The sequence below is a fragment of the Sphingomonas flavida genome, from assembly GCF_036663655.1.
In the GTDB taxonomy this organism is placed as follows: domain Bacteria; phylum Pseudomonadota; class Alphaproteobacteria; order Sphingomonadales; family Sphingomonadaceae; genus Sphingomonas.
Map to the genome: position 1 here is coordinate 117374 of NZ_JAXOJH010000011.1, position 15918 is coordinate 133291.

Consider the following 15918-nt stretch of genomic DNA (forward strand, 5'->3'; position numbering starts at 1 on the left):
CTAGCGACCGGGGGCCCAAGCCTCAACCGCTGTCGATGCGGGCGGGGGCGGGTGATTCGCATTTTTTCACGGACATGTTGTGGAGTTTTGGCCACAATTCCGACGCAATCTGTATCGTTCGCGGCGAAGCGAAACCGGATCGCACGATTTCGTTCGCGATGATGGTCCATCTGCGTTATGACCCTTGATCAGGCGCAAAAGGTTTGGCGCCAAAAGACCCGCGCTCTTCGTCCGGCGCACGGTTCTTGAAGATAGCAGTTGCGGGCGAACCGGGAAGACGAACAGGGCTTATGGGTTTCGATAGAGGTAGCCGAGGCAATCGCGGCACGCGTGGTCGCGACAAGCGGGACAATTTCGGCGGCGGCGATGAGTCGAGCGGCGGCTTCGGCGGCGGTTTCGGTGGCGGTGACCGCTTCGGTGGCGGCGGCTTCGGCGGCGGTTTCGGTGGTGGCGATCGCTTCGGCGGCGGTGGCGACCGTGGCGGTTTCGGCGGCGGTGATCGCGGCGGCTTCGGCGGCGGCGGCGGCGGTGGTTTCCGCAGCGGCGGCGGTGGCGGCTTCGGCGGCGGTCGTGGCGGCGGTGGCGGCATGCCCCCCCAGGTCGTTGGCGAAGGCACGGGCGTCGTCAAGTTTTTCAACGCGCAGAAGGGCTTCGGCTTCGTCGTGCGCGATGACGGCGGTGAAGACGTGTTCGTTCACATCTCGGCCGTCGAGCAGGCGGGCCTGTCGGGTCTGGCCGAGGGGCAGCCGCTCGGCTTCACCCTGGTCGATCGTGGCGGCCGCATCTCGGCCACCGAACTGAAGATCGAGGGCGAGCCGCTTCCGGTCACCGATCGTGCGCCTCCCCGCGAACCGCGCGAAGGCGGCTTCGGCGACCGTGATCGTGGCCCGCGCGCTGGTGCGGCCGGTGGTTTCGGCGGCGCTCCGCAGCGTCAGCTGACCGGCGAGAAGGCGACCGGCACGGTCAAGTTCTTCAACGCGATGAAGGGCTTCGGCTTCATTCAGCGCGACGACGGACAGCCCGACGCGTTCGTGCACATCTCGGCCGTTGAGCGCGCCGGCATGGGCTCGCTGAACGAGGGCGATCGCCTGCAGTTCGAGATCGAGGTCGATCGTCGCGGCAAGTACGCGGCCGTCAACCTGCAGAACGAGGGCTGATCCCCCTCGGCTGAATAAGCCTCCCTTTTCGGGCGACAGGGCCCGGCGTTGCAGCGATGCGACGCCGGGCCTTTTCGTTGTGATGGAGCGAGCGCGGTGGTGAAGTGGGGATGCTGGTCCAACCCTCGCAGAACGCCTGATCGTTGCGGATATCGGATGCGAAGAACGAGGCTTCGATGATCTGCCCGTCTTCGAAGCCGAAGACAGCTGATTCCTGTTTTCGAACGGTTCGGCCGTTTTATCCGCGCACCACCCCATAAGAGTGGCGCGATGGCTTGCCTTCTCCGCCTCGGACAGCCTGCACGCTCTTGGCGCTCCTGTCCCATATGGCCTTCTTCCATTCCAACGGAAGCATCACGCGCTCAAAAGCCTCGATTACCAGGGCGGATCGACATTCAGTCCCCTTTCAATTCCTCCCCTGCAAGGGGAGGGGGACCAGCGAAGCTGGTGGAGGGGTGTCGCCGGTGGCGAGTGATCCCCAAACTCTCCAAGCGGGACACCCCTCCGTCAGGGCTGCGCCCTGCCACCTCCCCTTCCAGGGGAGGAATAAAAGGAATGTCGATCAGGCCTGGCGCTGCGATAGACGGGACCAATGAAGCGCCCTCACGTCTATAGTAGTCGACGCAGATGCATGTGCCTCAATCCTTTCGGGTAACCGCGTGGAGTGCGGAAATCAGTGCCGCATCGCCATAGGGTTTTTGAAGGACTGGAACGTGAGCCAGCCTTTCAGGAAGGCGAAGCTGCTCACCATAACCGGTCGCAAACAGGAAAGGGATGCCGTTTTCCAGCAGACGATCTGCAACCGGAAGGCTGTTTGCGTCTCTGAGGCTGAAGTCGAGGATCGCTACACTGGGGGAGCAGGCCCGCATTTTTTCGAAGGCGTCCGCTACGCTCGCGGCGATCACGACGTTATTGATCCCGGCCCTCGTCAATAGGCCATCGGCATGATTGGCGATCAGGAAATTGTCCTCGACGAGCAACACGCTCCCATCAATCTTGAGGGCGACCGGCGGTTCATCCGCGTGGGGAAGGGCAGCGAGGATCGCGCCGGGTTGTTCGCTTACCTGGGTGCCGACGAACTTCGGCGGTATGCCGAATCGTGCCCGAACGCCCGATATCTCGAACGAGAGTGACGCCGTGCCGCCGAGGTCATGGGGTATGAGTCGTTCGATGATCGTCGTGCCAAGACCCTGCCGCCGATCGATCGCTGATGCCGGGCCGCCATGTTCGCTCCAGTTGATCGTGAGGCCGCCATCGCGGTCGAGGCACCAATCAATCTCCACGCGCCCGCTCGCCGAGATCGCTCCATATTTGCAGGAGTTGGTGAACAGTTCATGCAGGACGAGCGCAAGAGTGGCATAAGCCGTAGGCGCCAGCAGCGCCGGTTTGCCCTCGATCTGAAAGCGACAGGCCCCCGAATATTGATCGGCATGGCCCTCGACCATGGTGCGTAGATCGGCGGGCGCCCAGTTGTAGCGCGTAATCTGGTCGTGCGCTCTGGCCAGCGCGAGGATGCGGGACTCCAGCACGGCGGTGCCCGCGTCATTGTCCGTACCATGGCGGGACTGCCACATCAGGGCGCTGATGAGCGTCAGGATGTTGCGGACCCGGTGGTTGAGTTCGGCGATCAGCATTTCCTGTTGCTGGAGTGCCCGCTGCCGCTCGGTCCCGGCCGCCCCCGCCAGCTTGAGCACGATTTCGATGATCGCGACACGCAACGTCTCGGCGCTCTTTTGCTCGTTGGCGGTAAAGGGATTCGATCGATGCCGCACTTCCTCCCTCCATGCGGCGAAACTGCTGCGTGGCGACAGGCTGGAAGCGGACGCGTCCGACTTCATCGCTTCGCCGGGATTGCCTGCCCAGGTAACCGACCGGATACGCTCGCGCCGGAACAGCATCACATAATCACCCGGCTCGGTCGTGATGGGTATGGCGATCAGGCCCGCGGCGTTGCTGTCGGAGGTGCAGGCTTCTGGCAAATGGGCGATAAGATGATCCGTGACGAACATCGCATCCCGCGTGAGCGCATGCAGTCGTCGCGTAATGGCCGGCACATCCTCGACGGCGGGCGCGACGCCGCTGGCCGCTATACGGTCGCCGACCTTCACCGCGACCCCATCGCAAGGGATGATGTCGTTCAGGATGGTCATCAGCCGGTCGGCATCTGTCAGGAGGCTGGCATCGTCAGCAAAGGATGTCAGCAGCCGGACGCCGGTGCTGCGTGCCAGCGCCTGTTTGGCCGCGATGATCTTGCGCTCACGGTTTTCCAAGCGCAGCGAGAACATCTCGCCGAACAGTTCGACGACCGTTCGGATATCGAAGGGCAAATTGCGCGGCCGGAAGTGATGACAGGCGAACAAGCCCCAAAGCCGCCCCTCCACGATGATCGACACTGACAGGGACGCGGTCACGCCCATATTCTGGAGGTAGCGGATATGGATGGGTGAGACGGCGCGCAGGATCGAGGATGACAGATCGAGGGCGTCGCTGCCGTTCGGATCGAGCGACAGGATGGGCACAGGTGCCTGGTTCACGTCGACGATGAAGCGAAACGGATTGCGAAGGTAGAGTGCGCGCGCCTGTTGCGGGATGTCGCTCGCCGGGAAGTGCAGCCCATGCAGCGGGGCGACACCGTGCCGGACGGCCTCTGCTACGACTTCGCCTGATCCGTCCTTGTCGAACCGGTACACCATCACACGGTCGAAGCCGATGAGGAGATGCATCTGCCGCGCGCCTTGCTGGATGAAGGCGTCGAGGTCGCTTTCGGCGTCGAGCCTGCTTGTCATCGAGCGGATCAGGCCCGCCACCTCGGCGGTCGTGCTCTGCTGGTTCGGCTCGGCTTCGATGATCGCAAGGTCGCCGGAATAGTGGACGGCACAGTCGAACAGCCGTCCGTCCCCAAAGAGGTCGAGACCGAAGATGCGCTCGGTGCAATTCGTGTCCTGGACCTGCCCGAGGCGGTTGCGGAGGCGGTGGACGGCCTCTCGGTCGAAAACGTCGTTCAGCGTCGAGCCCAACAGCTTTGCCGCAGGCTTACCGAACTGCTCCTCAACATTGTCGGACGCGCTGACGATCAGCCAGTCGAGCGTCGTCGCAATGAGGAAGCCGAAGGGCTGGATCGTTCCCAGGCGGTGGATCGGTTCCCGGTCGCAGGCGGTGAGGTCGGGCGGAACGTCGGTAGGCAATATGGTTTCCCCCATCCCTGCATCGCCGACCTACTTACACCCATGCATTCAGGCCAAATTTGGCGATTGGCACATCTGCTCACCGAGCGGATTCGCCTGATAAAGAAGAGATTAGTAATTAACCGGTAATCGTAAATAACAATATTCCAATACACGGGTAGAAAGTTACAGGTGTGAGTGGATCAATTGAGCTACAGGTCGTGCATGTCGTTGAAGACGAAGCAGGATTCCGGATGGCCATTGCCGACCTGATCGAAACGATCGGTTTTCGCGCGAATCCGTTTCACGATGGTTGCGACTTCCTGGATGCGCTGGACGGCTGCGTGCCTGGCTTGATCCTGCTGGACATTCAGATGCCTCACCGATCGGGGTTCGAGGTCATGACCGAACTGTCGCAGAGAGCATGCGACTGGCCGATCATCGCGATGACGGCATATGGTGATATCCCCATGGCGGTGCAGGCCATGCGACTGGGTGCCTATGACTTCGTTCAAAAGCCCATCACTCCCGATCGGCTCAAGCACCTCCTGCCAAGGGCCTTGGACGATTGGGCCACGCGCGAGACGGTCCGTAGTTCGGAAGAAGTGGCGAGGCGACAGATTCGCGCACTGACGCCACGTGAGCATGACGTCCTCATGGCATTGAGCGCAGGGAAACAGAACAAGTCTGTCGCATTTGATCTCGGCTTGAGCGTCCGGACGGTGGAAATGCACCGTGCCAAGATGCTTGCCCGTTTGAGCGTCAAGAGTGTTCAGGAAGCAGCAGCGCTCCTGGCTCTGTCGTCCATTCGGAGTTGCGCAAATTCTTGATGAAGAAATAAGCGTCGAACCGCAACATGGTACGAAGATGCGGCGCGTGTGCTTCTTCATGACCACTGGCCAGGTTAGCGATTACACGTATGCCGCAGCGCTGCTCGGCGACCGCGGGCATGATGCCGACTGATTCAAGGGTGCCCGACAGGTCGAGGGTATACAGTACTGCATTCCAGGCCGAAACTCGCCGAATGAACCCGCCAGATATGACAAGCGCCGCTATCGGTGCCCTAGCCGTATCGAGGTGACGTTCGGTCGCCTGAAAAGACCGGCGTCGCGTCGCACCCTGCTACCCTGTCGCATTCTTCTCCGCCGTCGCCCTCGCCGCAACCATTATCGTCCGGCTGTGATCCGCGAGCCCTGCCCCTGACATCCGTGACACCGATGTCCGAGATGGATCAACTGCATCAAATCGTGGGAAATTTGGCAGAACTACAGTGGCTGACGATTAAAGTAGAATCACCATAACGGTATCTACGTAAACGGCGCGATTAACCATAATATGTGTCAATTTGTACCGTAAAACCCACATCTTCTTGCGCGGCCGAAGCTTTGCGATTGATCAAATCGGAAGGAGAATGCCAGTGCACGACATCGCTACTATCAACAACGTATATGTCGAGCGGCTGATCGCCTACTCTGCGCTCACCGAGGGTGCGGGCGGCTATCGTGGCAAACAGCAACGGCCTCCTGAGGTTTCCTGGCACGGGGGAGCTCAACCGCTCGCTTCGCCAGGGGCCGCTGCCCCAGGTTCGATGGCCTTGGTTTGGCAGCCCGTTCGGGATGTGCGTCCAGGGGGGACTGTCCTCTATCATGAGGCGCTGGTACGATTCCCGCAAACCCATGGCTGGGATGCGGCCCCACAGGAGGCTTTGGCGATCATCGAGCGTTCCGGTGGAAGCCTCGCCTTTGACCGGCGCGTTGTCCGCCGCGTGATCGAAACGTTGCAGTCGGACCCGCTCGCGATCCTCGGCGTCAACATATCGGCGGCCAGCACCGACCCCGACGGTTGGGATGATATGATGGATCTGCTGCGCAGCGATCATGCGCTTGCGACGCGCCTTGTCATCGAGATCACCGAAACCGCGCCGATCCCCGACCTCGATCGGGCCGCCCTGTTCTGCTCGCGCTTGCAAGGCTGCGGCGTGCGCGTCGCGCTCGACGACTTCGGCGTGGGGCACGCGTCCGTGGCGAGCGCACGCGCGCTGAAGCCTGCAATCATCAAGATCGATGGCAGCTTCGTGCGGCAGGCCTGCACCGGCCCCGCCGCGGCGGACTTGTTCTGGCATATGGTCGGCGTGGCGAAATCCCTCGGCGCGCTGACCATCGTAGAAGGGATCGAGACCCAGCAGCAGGCGACCATCGCCCGAGAGGCGGGAAGCATATGGCAGCAGGGCTTCTTTCACGGCAGGCCTATGCGCCGCCCCTGTGCCGAAACCCGGTTGGACTTCGGAGCCGCCAATCATAGCCTCTTGGCTTCGAAAGGCGGGCCGGGATCGTTTGTCCCGACGGTGTGGAAATGATGCGGCACATGATCGCCTGGTCATTCTGACGGCTCCAGCGGCGCAGCATTCACGGGCTGCTGATGCCGGTCTTCAGCCATGCCGGTCTGATCTGATGAATCGCGAAAAACGCAATCTGCCGACGCGAGGTCACGGTAAATTCCCTTTCACTCCGTCTTCCGGATGAAGGCCCGCAAGGACGTTGCGAGCCGGACAGTGTCACACGGGTGGGGGATGGCTTCGTCATGCATCGACTGGCCTATGCTGGGATAGCGTTACTGATCTGCACGGCGGTGCCGTTGCTGATCCTGATAAGCGGGTCGGCCTCTTCACAGACGCTCGATGGAAATGGAGCGTCGGGCGTGTGCCTCCGCCTTGGCGGGGTCGGCATCATCGTCAATGGCGCTGCATATTGCCGCCTTCCCGACGGGCGTGCCGTCGACAAGCGACTGCTCGTTCTTGGGCGGCGGCGACGGGCCGTCATGCCCAACCCCGCCAGTGCCTATTGCGAGCAACTGGGCGGCAGGGTCGACGTGGTGGCCGAGCCGGGCGGACAGACGGGCTATTGCCATCTGCCGAACGGGGCCGTCATCGAGGAATGGGCGCTGTATCGTGGCCGCTGAAGCCTATGGAGCGAAGCCCTGGCCGACATCGATTTCCCGCGCGACGGTCCCGGTGGATCGCATGACATCGTCGAGGAGCGCGCCGTATCGGCACGTGACGGGCTTACATTCATTTCTTCACGATCAGCCAGTAAGAGGCACCGCACGATCCCCTCACGTCAATTCGGTGCCTATGTCGTCAAACGGATTAGAAGCGGTTTATCTGGCCAATCGGGACAAGATGGTGCGCTTCCTTGTCGCGCGCGGGGCTGGCGATGCCGCCGAGGATCTGGCGAACGACCTTTGGCTGAAGATCTCGACGCTTTCGACCGGCCCGATCGCCAATCCGCTGTCCTATCTGTTTCGGGCCGCCAACTCACTGATGATCGATCGGTATCGGGCGCGTCGGCAATCGGAGCGCAGGGAGCAGGACTGGTTCGACCTCAAAGGCGATGGCGAAGCCTCGGACGAACCGGCGGGCGAACGGGTGATCGGGGCGCAGCAGGAGATCGAGAAGGTGGCGGCGGTGCTGACGTCACTGGGGGCTCGCCGGGAAACGGTCTTTCGGCGCGCCCGGATCGACGGCGTGTCGCAGCGACAGATCGCCGAAGAATTGGGCGTCAGCCTGAGTACGGTGGAAGCGGACCTGCGGATCGCCACCCGCGCATTGATCGAATTGAAGGAAGACCTGCGATGAGCATGACGAACGCCGTCGCGACCGAGGACAAGGCATGATGACCGGCAGGAAGGTCGACGACACCGCACTGGAATGGGCCATCCGCACGGCCGACCCGTCATTCGAGGACTGGGATGGCCTGACGGAATGGCTCGAGGCCGATCCGCTGAACCATGATCGCTATGACGAGGCGGCGGCGGCCATCGCGCAGGCGACCGACCGCGTCGCGGCCACGCCGGTCCAGGCCGCGCCGGTTGTCGCGAACGACACCGGGCCGGTGCGACGCGGGTATTGGCGCTGGGGCGGCGGGGCCGTCGCCGCCATGCTGGCCATGGTCGTCGGCGTGTCGGTCTGGAACGACCGGTCGCAACCTTATGCGGTGGAGACATCACCCGGCGAGCAGCGGTCGGTGGCGCTTGCCGATGGCAGCCAGATCATCCTGAGCGGCGGTTCGCGCGTGACGCTGGATCGCACGGACGCGCGCATGGCGGTCGTGGATCGCGGCGAAATGCTGTTCCGGATCAGGCATGACGCGGCGCATCCGTTTCAGGTGACCGCCGGCGACACGAAGATGGTCGATCTGGGGACCGTCTTCGACGTGACGCACGATCCCCGGCGGACGCGCGTCGCCGTGGCGGAAGGCGCGGTGATGGTCGATCCGCAAGGCGCGCGCCTTCGCCTCGATCCGGGCCAGGCGGTCGTGGCGAGCGACGGCGAGCTGCGCCGGGAGCGCGCGGAGGATGTCGGCGGCTGGCGCGAAGGTCGCGTGACCTTCGATCACGCCCCGCTGTCCGACGTCGCGCGCGACCTGAGCCGCCAGCTTGGCCACGACATCCGCGTTGACGCGGCGATCGCGGATCGGCCGTTCAGCGGGACGGTCGATATCCGCTCGTTGAATGACGACCCGGCATTGCTGGGTCGGCTGCTGGCGGTCGGTGTCCGGCGGGACGGAGAGATTTGGGTGCTGGGCGACGATCGGTGAAGCCGGGTGCCCGGTCGGCCGCCATCGGGCTGATGATCGCCGCCATCGCGCCGTCCCCCGCCATCGCAAGGACGCTGGCGATCGATCTGCCTGCGGGGACCGTCAGCGCGCAGGTGCTGGCGCTCGGTCGGCTTGCCCGCGTCAGCGTCGTCGTCACCGATCCGGGCTTGTGGTCGAAGCCTGTACCGGCCTTGCGCGGCCGGATGAGTGCGCTCGCCGCGCTCCGTCTGATCGCCGCACGATGCGGGGGCGAGGTCGAGCCGATCGATGCGGCGCTGTTCCGCCTTGTGCCGAAACGGACGCCGTTGCCGCGCGCGCGCCCAGCCAGGCCCCGGCCACCCGTGCCCGCCGTGCCACCGCCCGAGCCCCCTGCGCCCGATATCATCGTGGTGGGCAGCAAGCGTGACCTGCCGTTCGGTCGCGTTGCGGGTCAGGTCATGCGGGTTTCCGGTCGGGATCTGGAGTTTGGCGGTGTCGGGGGGACCGAACGACTGACGTCGCGCTTGTCCACCGTCGCGTCCACCTATCTCGGTGCCGGGCGCAACAAGCTGTTCATCCGCGGCATCGCGGATTCCAGCTTCACCGGCCCCAGCCAGGCGACGGTCGGCCAGTATTTCGGCGACCTGCGCCTCAGCTATAACGCGCCCGACCCCGACCTGCGCCTGGCCGATCTGGCGGCGGTGGAGGTGCTGGCGGGGCCGCAGGGCACGTTATACGGTGCGGGTTCGCTTGGGGGCCTGATCCGGCTGGTCCCCAATCCGGTCGAGCTTGACCGCACCAGCGGATCGGTCGCCATCGGCGCATCCGCCACCCAGCATGGCGCACCGGGATATGATGCGCAGGGGGTCCTGAACGTGCCCATCGTGACGGATCGGCTCGGCGTCAGGCTGGTCGCCACGTCGGTCGAGGAGGGTGGCTACATCGACAAGCCGCTGCTCGGACGCCGCGACGTCAACACCACGCGTATCGATGGCGGCCGTGGCACCGTGCACCTGAAGATCGCCGACGACTGGAGTGCCGAGCTGGTCGGGATCGGCCAGCGCATTCGCGGTGCCGACAGCCAATATGCGGATCGGGGCGCCCGTGCCCTCACACGCAATGCCCGGGTCGTCGAGGGGTTCGGCGCCGATTTCGGGCAGGGGCAGTTCGTACTGAGCGGCAAGGTCGGCGATGTCCGGCTCCGTTCCTCGACCGGTATCACCGCGCATGACCTCACCGAACGCTATGACGCGACGTTGGTCGGTGACGATCCGACGCTCTTCACGCAGGCGAACCGCACGCGGATGGTCGCCAACGAAACGCGCGGCTGGATCACCCACGCCGATGGATCGGGATGGCTGCTGGGCCTGAGCTTCACCGACAATCGCACGCGGTTGTCGCGGGCCTTCGTGTCGCCTGGCCAACGCCAGCAACTCCCCGGCGTGTCGAACGCGGTGCAGGAGATCACGGCTTATGGCGAAGCGAGCATCCGGGCGGCCCGGACCGTTCTGTTGACCGGGGGCCTGCGTATCGGCCGTTCGGTGCTGACGGGGGCGGCGGAGGACAGCCTGTTGCAGAATACGCCGGAGGGGCTCGCGACGCTGGCCTCGCGCCGGGAAGTTTCCGTTCTGCCGTCCGCATCGGCCCTGATCGATGCCGGGCCGAATGCCACGATGTACCTGCGCTACCAGCAAGGATTCCGACCCGGCGGGCTGACGATCTACAACGGTGACGTTCAACGGTTCAACAACGACCATGTCGGGACGATCGAGGCGGGCTATCGTTTCGGCCGTGCGGCGCGGGATCCGTTCGCCTTTTCCTTCACCGTCGCCCATACCGGCTGGCGCAATATCCAGGCCGATTTCCTGGATGGCGGCGGCTTTCCATCGACCGCCAATGTCGGCGATGGCGACATCTGGACGGTCGAGACGACCGCCTCGGCCCGATTGGCCAGGGGTTTGCGGATCGACGCCGCGATCTCCCTCAACGACAGCAGCATCAACGAACGCGCACCGAAGGATCTGCCGGTCGCCGGAGCGTCGGGCGGCCCCGTCGGCGCGGCGGCCCGACTGGGGCCGATCCCCAACATCGCCAATGTCACGGCGCGCGTGGGAATGACCTATGACGCCGCGCTGTCCGATCATGCGCGGCTGAAGGTCGATGGCTGGGCACGCTATGTGGGCGTGTCGCGGCTCGGCCTCGGCCCCGAACTGGGGGAGGAGCAGGGCAACCTGGTCGACAGCGGCATCACCGCTCGCGTGGGGTGGGATCGCTTCGGCGTCACCATCGGCGTCACGAACCTGACCGATGCACGGGGCAACCGCTTCGCGCTGGGCACACCCTTTCTCACGGGCAGGGCACAGGTCACTCCGCTTCGCCCGCGAACCTTGCGGATCGGGTTCGACACCGCTTTTTGACCGGCATCGTCACGGTATCCGCCGTTCCGCTCCGTCCTCCCCATGCCTGGCATCGAATGACGACCGTCGAACACCGGCGATCGGGACATTCAGTCATCGGCAATATGGAGTGAGGAATAATGCGTTCGCGGGCCCCGAAGCCCGAAGCAGTTCCGCTCCGCTCGGAGGAATAGAATATGAAATTTCAAGCATTTGTGATGGCGAGCCTGCTATCGGCAGGCGCTGGGATATTCGCACTGCCCGCCCATGCCCAGTCGAAGGGGAGCGAGATCGCCAATCCGGCGTCGGAATATTGCGTCTCGATCGGCGGCACCTCCTTCTCGCGCCGGACGCCATCGGGCGATGTCGGCTATTGCCGGCTGCCGAACGGCAAGGTCGTGGAGGAGTGGAAGCTGTTCCGCCAGAATCAGAAGCGTCCGCCGGTGCCGAAGCGCCGCGACGACATATCCATGGCCAACCCGGCTGCGGTTCATTGCAGCAGGGTCGGCGGCACCAATCTGAACCGCCGGACCCCGCAGGGTGACGTCGCGCTTTGCCGTTTGCGCAACGGCAAGACGGTCGATGCCTGGGTGCTCTACCGCCGTGATGACGGCAAGCGGCCTGGCCCGGCAAAGCCCGGTACGATCGGCCTCGCCAATCCGGCGTCCGGTTACTGCGTGAAGCAGAAGGGACGTCTCGAAATGCGCGAGGGGCCCGGCGGGACGACGGGGTTCTGCCATCTGCCGAATGGGCGCGTGGTGGAGGAATGGCGTCTCTATCGTGAGCAGTCGACCGGCCGTCCCCGCTGATCGCCGAAGATGTGGGCCGCGCGCACGGGCGCGCGGCTCATTCCCAGGCAAGTCTTTCGAGGGCAGGCGAGGGGACCGCGACAGCAAAGCGCCGAAATCAGAGTGGCTTTCCTAAAATTTCGAAAAAACTTTCATAGACCCCAAGGCATATCGAAAATGGTGCCGTCTTGCTGATGTAGGGGGACGCAGACTGGTGCGGCTCGCTCGAACCAAGATCCATTTTCGAAGGACTAGACTCCATGACCCTGGTTAGCTCGTTCGCGCCCGCGCATCGCGGTGCGTGCCGGTACTCGGCTGCGATGATCGCTGGCATGATCGCCGCCATCGCCGGGACGACGCCCGCGTCCGCGCAGCAGGCCGCACCCGGCGCCTATGCCGTTGCCCGTGCCGGTGCGCAGGTCGATTCCGACGTGAAGCCCAGCCAGGTGCTGAAAAAGGGTCAGACGGTGTCGAAGACCGCCCCCACGCTGCCCAAGAACATCGACAACAAGTCCGGCTTCACCGGTGAGTTGGGCGTGGGGTATGACTTCGGTGGTTTCCGCCTGGAGGGCACCGCAGGTTACGACACCGCCAACATCAACGCCAAGGCGTTGAGCGACAAAAATTATATCGGCGCGGGTCGGCTCAAGTCCTTCGATCTGGGCGTGTCCGCTTATGTCGATCTGATCCAGGACGGTCCGTTCAAGCCCTTCGTCGGCGGTGGCATCGGTGCCTCGCGCGTCAATTACTCGGCGGATCGCTACGCACGGAACGCTAATCCGGGTACGCTGCAGCCCGCTGCATCGATGGCGGGCAAGGACTGGGGCTTCCGCTGGCACGTCGATGCGGGTGCGAGCTATGACGTGACGCCTGAGACGTCGATCGAGCTGCTCGGGCGGCATTCGCGGACGTCGGGGATGCAGATGAAGGGGGTGACGATCGATCAGGATCTCAGCCGCACGACCCCGACCTACAAGCTGAAGAGCTCCTCGACCTCGATCATGGTCGGCCTTCGCCAGAAGTTCTGACCTCGGCCTGATCCGATAGGAAAATGCCGTCCCTGTATCGGCCGCGTCGATCCCCCTGGTCGCCGCGTTACCGATCAGGGGCGGGGATTCCTCCGGATCAGCGCGCAATAGCTTTGAAAAGCCTGAATATTGATCTGACGTACGGCAGGAGACGCTTGCCCAAGCGTAGATTCTAGTCAGGATCGTCGTCCGAACAAGCTTGCTCAGGCCCACCCCTTTAGCTAATGCGAGCGAAACGCAATAGCTAAAGGGGTGTAATGGTGCGCTGGATTTCCGGCACGGCTATGCTGTGCGCTGGGTTCGGACTCTCGGGCGGTGCTATGGCGGAGTCCACCGACGACCATAACCGTCGCGAAAAGGCCGGGGTGCAGGAGCGCGGCGATATCGTCGTGACCGGAGAGCGACCCAGCTATGTCGAGGGCGAAAGCACGACCGCGACCCGCACGGCGACGCCGCTGCGCGACGTGCCCCAATCGATCCAGGTGATCCCCCGCAGCGTGATCGAGGATCAGAACAGCATCCGCCTGACCGACGTCTTGCAGAACGTCTCGGGGGTGCAGCCGGCGACCACCGCCGGCAACCGTGGCGAAATCTACCAGATCCGCGGCTTTACCACCCCGCGTTACGCGATCGACGGCGTGTTGCTGAACCGGGTGGCCGATCGGTCGGAAACCTTCCTCGATCTCGCCAATGTCGAGACGGTGGAGGTGCTGAAGGGGCCCGCATCCGTCATGTACGGCCAAGGCGATCCGGGCGGGGTCATCAATATCACGACGCGGCGCCCGACCGACCGGCCGACGGCGGAAATCAGCATGCAGGCCGGCAGCTTCGACTTCGCGCGCGTCTCGGCCACGGCGAGCGGTCCGGTCGGCGATCGGCTGGCGGTGCGCGTGACCGGTGCGGCACAGACTCTGGAGGGGTTTCGCGGCAAGCATGCGGCCACATCCACGCGACAGTTCGCCGGTTTCGCAGCCCGCTGGCGACCGGGCGATGCCACCACGATCAACCTCGATATCGACCATAGCAACCAGCGTAATCCGTTCGACCGCGGCCTTGTTGTCGGCGCCGACAACCGGGTCACGCTCCCCGCCCGGCGCTTCCTGTCGGAACCCTGGTCGGTCACGGGCGCACACAAGACCCGCGTCGTGCTGGACGTGGCGCACCGTGCGACCGACTGGCTCAGCCTGCACCTCAACGGCCGCTACACCGATGCGGTCGTGCAGGACAACTATGCGATCGACTATCGCGCGCTGGCCGCCAATGGCCGCACACTGAGCCGTCGCGCGACGAACCGTACCGAGGATCTGGAAACCGTCGATACGCGCGCAGAGGCCGTGGCGACCTTTGCGACCGGCGGGGTCGGCCATGTCGTGCTGGCCGGTGGCAGCTATAGTCATGCCACGCTCGATTTCCTGACCTATCGCGGTAACATCGCGTCGATCGATATCCTGAACCCGGTCTATAATGCCCCGCTGCCGCGATTGTCGCTCAATGCCGACACCTATCGCCGATCCGATCTCTACGCGGCCTATGTCCAGGATCAGGTCACGGTGACCGACTGGCTGAAGCTGCTCGGCAGCGTCCGCCACGACATTGTGCGTGACCGGCTGCTCAATCAGGTCAATGGTCGGGAAGACCGTCGCGACAGTAGTGCGACGACGTGGCGCGGCGGGGTGGTCGTACAGCCGGTGCCGGCCATATCGCTGTTCGGCGGCTATGGGCAGAGCTTCCAGCCGCAGACCAGCCAGCGCCGCGACCTGAGCTATCTCGATCCCGAGCGTGGCCGTCAATATGAAGCGGGCGTCAAACTGGACCCCGTGGGCGGGCGCCTGATCGCGACCTTCGCCGCCTTCGACATCACCAAGCGCAATGTCGCCACCCCGGACCCGGCCGATACCAGCTTCGCGATCCAGACCGGCGAGCAGCGGGTGCGCGGGCTGGAAATGGACGTTATCGGCCACCTGACGAAGCGGTGGCAGGTGATCGCCAGCGGCAGTCATCTCGATGCGACGATCAGCAGGGATGAGCTGTTCGCGGTGGGCAACCGGTTGACCAACGTGCCGCGCTGGTCCGGCAGGCTGTGGAGCAGCTATCTGCTGGGCGGCGCTGCCGAGGGGCTGACCCTGGCGGGCGGCGTGACCCTGGTCGGCCGGCGCGCGGGCGACCTCAGCAACAGCTTTTCAGTCGATGGCTATACCGTCTATGATGCGACGATCAGCTATGCGGTGCCCGGCACGGGCCTGGAACTGTCGCTGACCGCCCGCAATCTGACCGACGCCTATTATATCGAGTCCACGGTTACCCGGCTGGAGAATTATCCCGGTACGCCGCGCAGCATCCTGGGAGCGGTGCGTGCCCGCTTCTGACGCGGGCAACCGCTTGTGCGGCGAAACGACGATCCCGGCGGCGGTGCACGCAGCGTAAAGCGAGTTGCGCGACACCTGTCGGCTGCCGTTCAAGCCAGATTGTAACCCAAGCTAGTGCTTTTCATGGGTTTTTGGGAGATAGTGCGCTTACAGGACTCATATCTCTCGATGCAGGCCGCAGAAAAGCTCGGGTTTTAGCCAGCGTCGTAATTGGTGGCCCCCACGTGGCCCACATCAAATTCGGTCCCATTTTTGGCGTCGAACCTGCGTCGATCGGGACACCGTGCATTTCATCTAAACTTAATGAGATTGGCGATTCCGGGTGCCTTAGAGCGGTTTTCGATCAGTCTGCATCATATCCGCACGCGGCGAAGTAGTTGGCACATTCCTGTGGTGAGTAGAGGTCGAGGATGCGGCCGATGGCGTTCCATAGGCCATGGATGGT

11 protein-coding genes and 1 pseudogene are annotated in these 15918 nt (G+C 63.9%); 11 read left to right on the forward strand and 1 reads right to left on the reverse strand.

The features are described from left to right. The first annotated feature begins 290 nt into the window (after window positions 1-290). Window positions 291-1157: a cold-shock protein gene (locus tag U1703_RS13440; protein ID WP_320453012.1), complete on the forward strand. Its 867-nt coding sequence runs from the start codon at window positions 291-293 to the stop codon at window positions 1155-1157. Between the two features lie 638 nt (window positions 1158-1795). On the opposite strand, the gene U1703_RS13445 is transcribed toward U1703_RS13440, so the two are convergent. Continuing rightward, complete coding sequence (locus tag U1703_RS13445) at window positions 1796-4342, reverse strand: HWE histidine kinase domain-containing protein (RefSeq protein WP_332786082.1); 2547 nt, start codon at window positions 4340-4342, stop codon at window positions 1796-1798. A 200-nt stretch (window positions 4343-4542) separates the two neighbouring features. On the opposite strand from U1703_RS13445, the gene U1703_RS13450 reads away from it, so the two are divergent. The 10 genes and pseudogenes from U1703_RS13450 to U1703_RS13495 all read left to right on the forward strand — a co-directional run bounded on the left by U1703_RS13450 (window position 4543) and on the right by U1703_RS13495 (window position 15473). After that, window positions 4543-5151, forward strand: coding sequence for a response regulator transcription factor (locus U1703_RS13450; protein WP_332786083.1), 609 nt, complete (start codon window positions 4543-4545; stop codon window positions 5149-5151). 40 nt (window positions 5152-5191) lie between these two features. After that, a pseudogene (locus tag U1703_RS13455) lies at window positions 5192-5504 on the forward strand (transposase); the annotation flags it as partial. Window positions 5505-5738: 234 nt separating this feature from the next. Continuing rightward, window positions 5739-6677 (forward strand): EAL domain-containing protein, encoded by a 939-nt coding sequence (locus U1703_RS13460; RefSeq protein WP_332786084.1) that lies wholly within the window; start codon window positions 5739-5741, stop codon window positions 6675-6677. 224 nt (window positions 6678-6901) lie between these two features. Further along, entirely contained in the window at window positions 6902-7279 is a 378-nt protein-coding gene (locus U1703_RS13465) for a DUF333 domain-containing protein (protein WP_332786085.1), read from the forward strand. Further along, the gene (locus U1703_RS13470) at window positions 7269-7955 is read left to right on the forward strand and encodes an RNA polymerase sigma factor (RefSeq protein WP_332786086.1); all 687 of its coding nucleotides are present in this window, start codon (window positions 7269-7271) and stop codon (window positions 7953-7955) included. Before U1703_RS13465 ends, U1703_RS13470 begins: the two co-directional genes overlap by 11 nt. Window positions 7956-7989: 34 nt before the next feature. Continuing rightward, window positions 7990-8916 carry a FecR family protein gene (locus U1703_RS13475; protein ID WP_332786087.1) on the forward strand — a complete coding sequence of 309 codons (927 nt, stop codon included), beginning with the start codon at window positions 7990-7992 and terminating at the stop codon, window positions 8914-8916. Then, a complete protein-coding gene (locus U1703_RS13480; protein WP_332786088.1) occupies window positions 8913-11312 on the forward strand; it encodes a TonB-dependent receptor in 2400 nt (799 codons plus the stop codon). Before U1703_RS13475 ends, U1703_RS13480 begins: the two co-directional genes overlap by 4 nt. A 176-nt stretch (window positions 11313-11488) precedes the next feature. Then, window positions 11489-12100, forward strand: coding sequence for a putative hemolysin (locus U1703_RS13485; RefSeq protein WP_332786089.1), 612 nt, complete (start codon window positions 11489-11491; stop codon window positions 12098-12100). Between the two features lie 239 nt (window positions 12101-12339). Next, window positions 12340-13107 (forward strand): outer membrane protein, encoded by a 768-nt coding sequence (locus tag U1703_RS13490; protein ID WP_332786090.1) that lies wholly within the window; start codon window positions 12340-12342, stop codon window positions 13105-13107. A gap of 320 nt (window positions 13108-13427) precedes the next feature. Beyond that, window positions 13428-15473 carry a TonB-dependent siderophore receptor gene (locus U1703_RS13495; protein WP_332786091.1) on the forward strand — a complete coding sequence of 682 codons (2046 nt, stop codon included), beginning with the start codon at window positions 13428-13430 and terminating at the stop codon, window positions 15471-15473. Window positions 15474-15918: the final 445 nt, after the last annotated feature.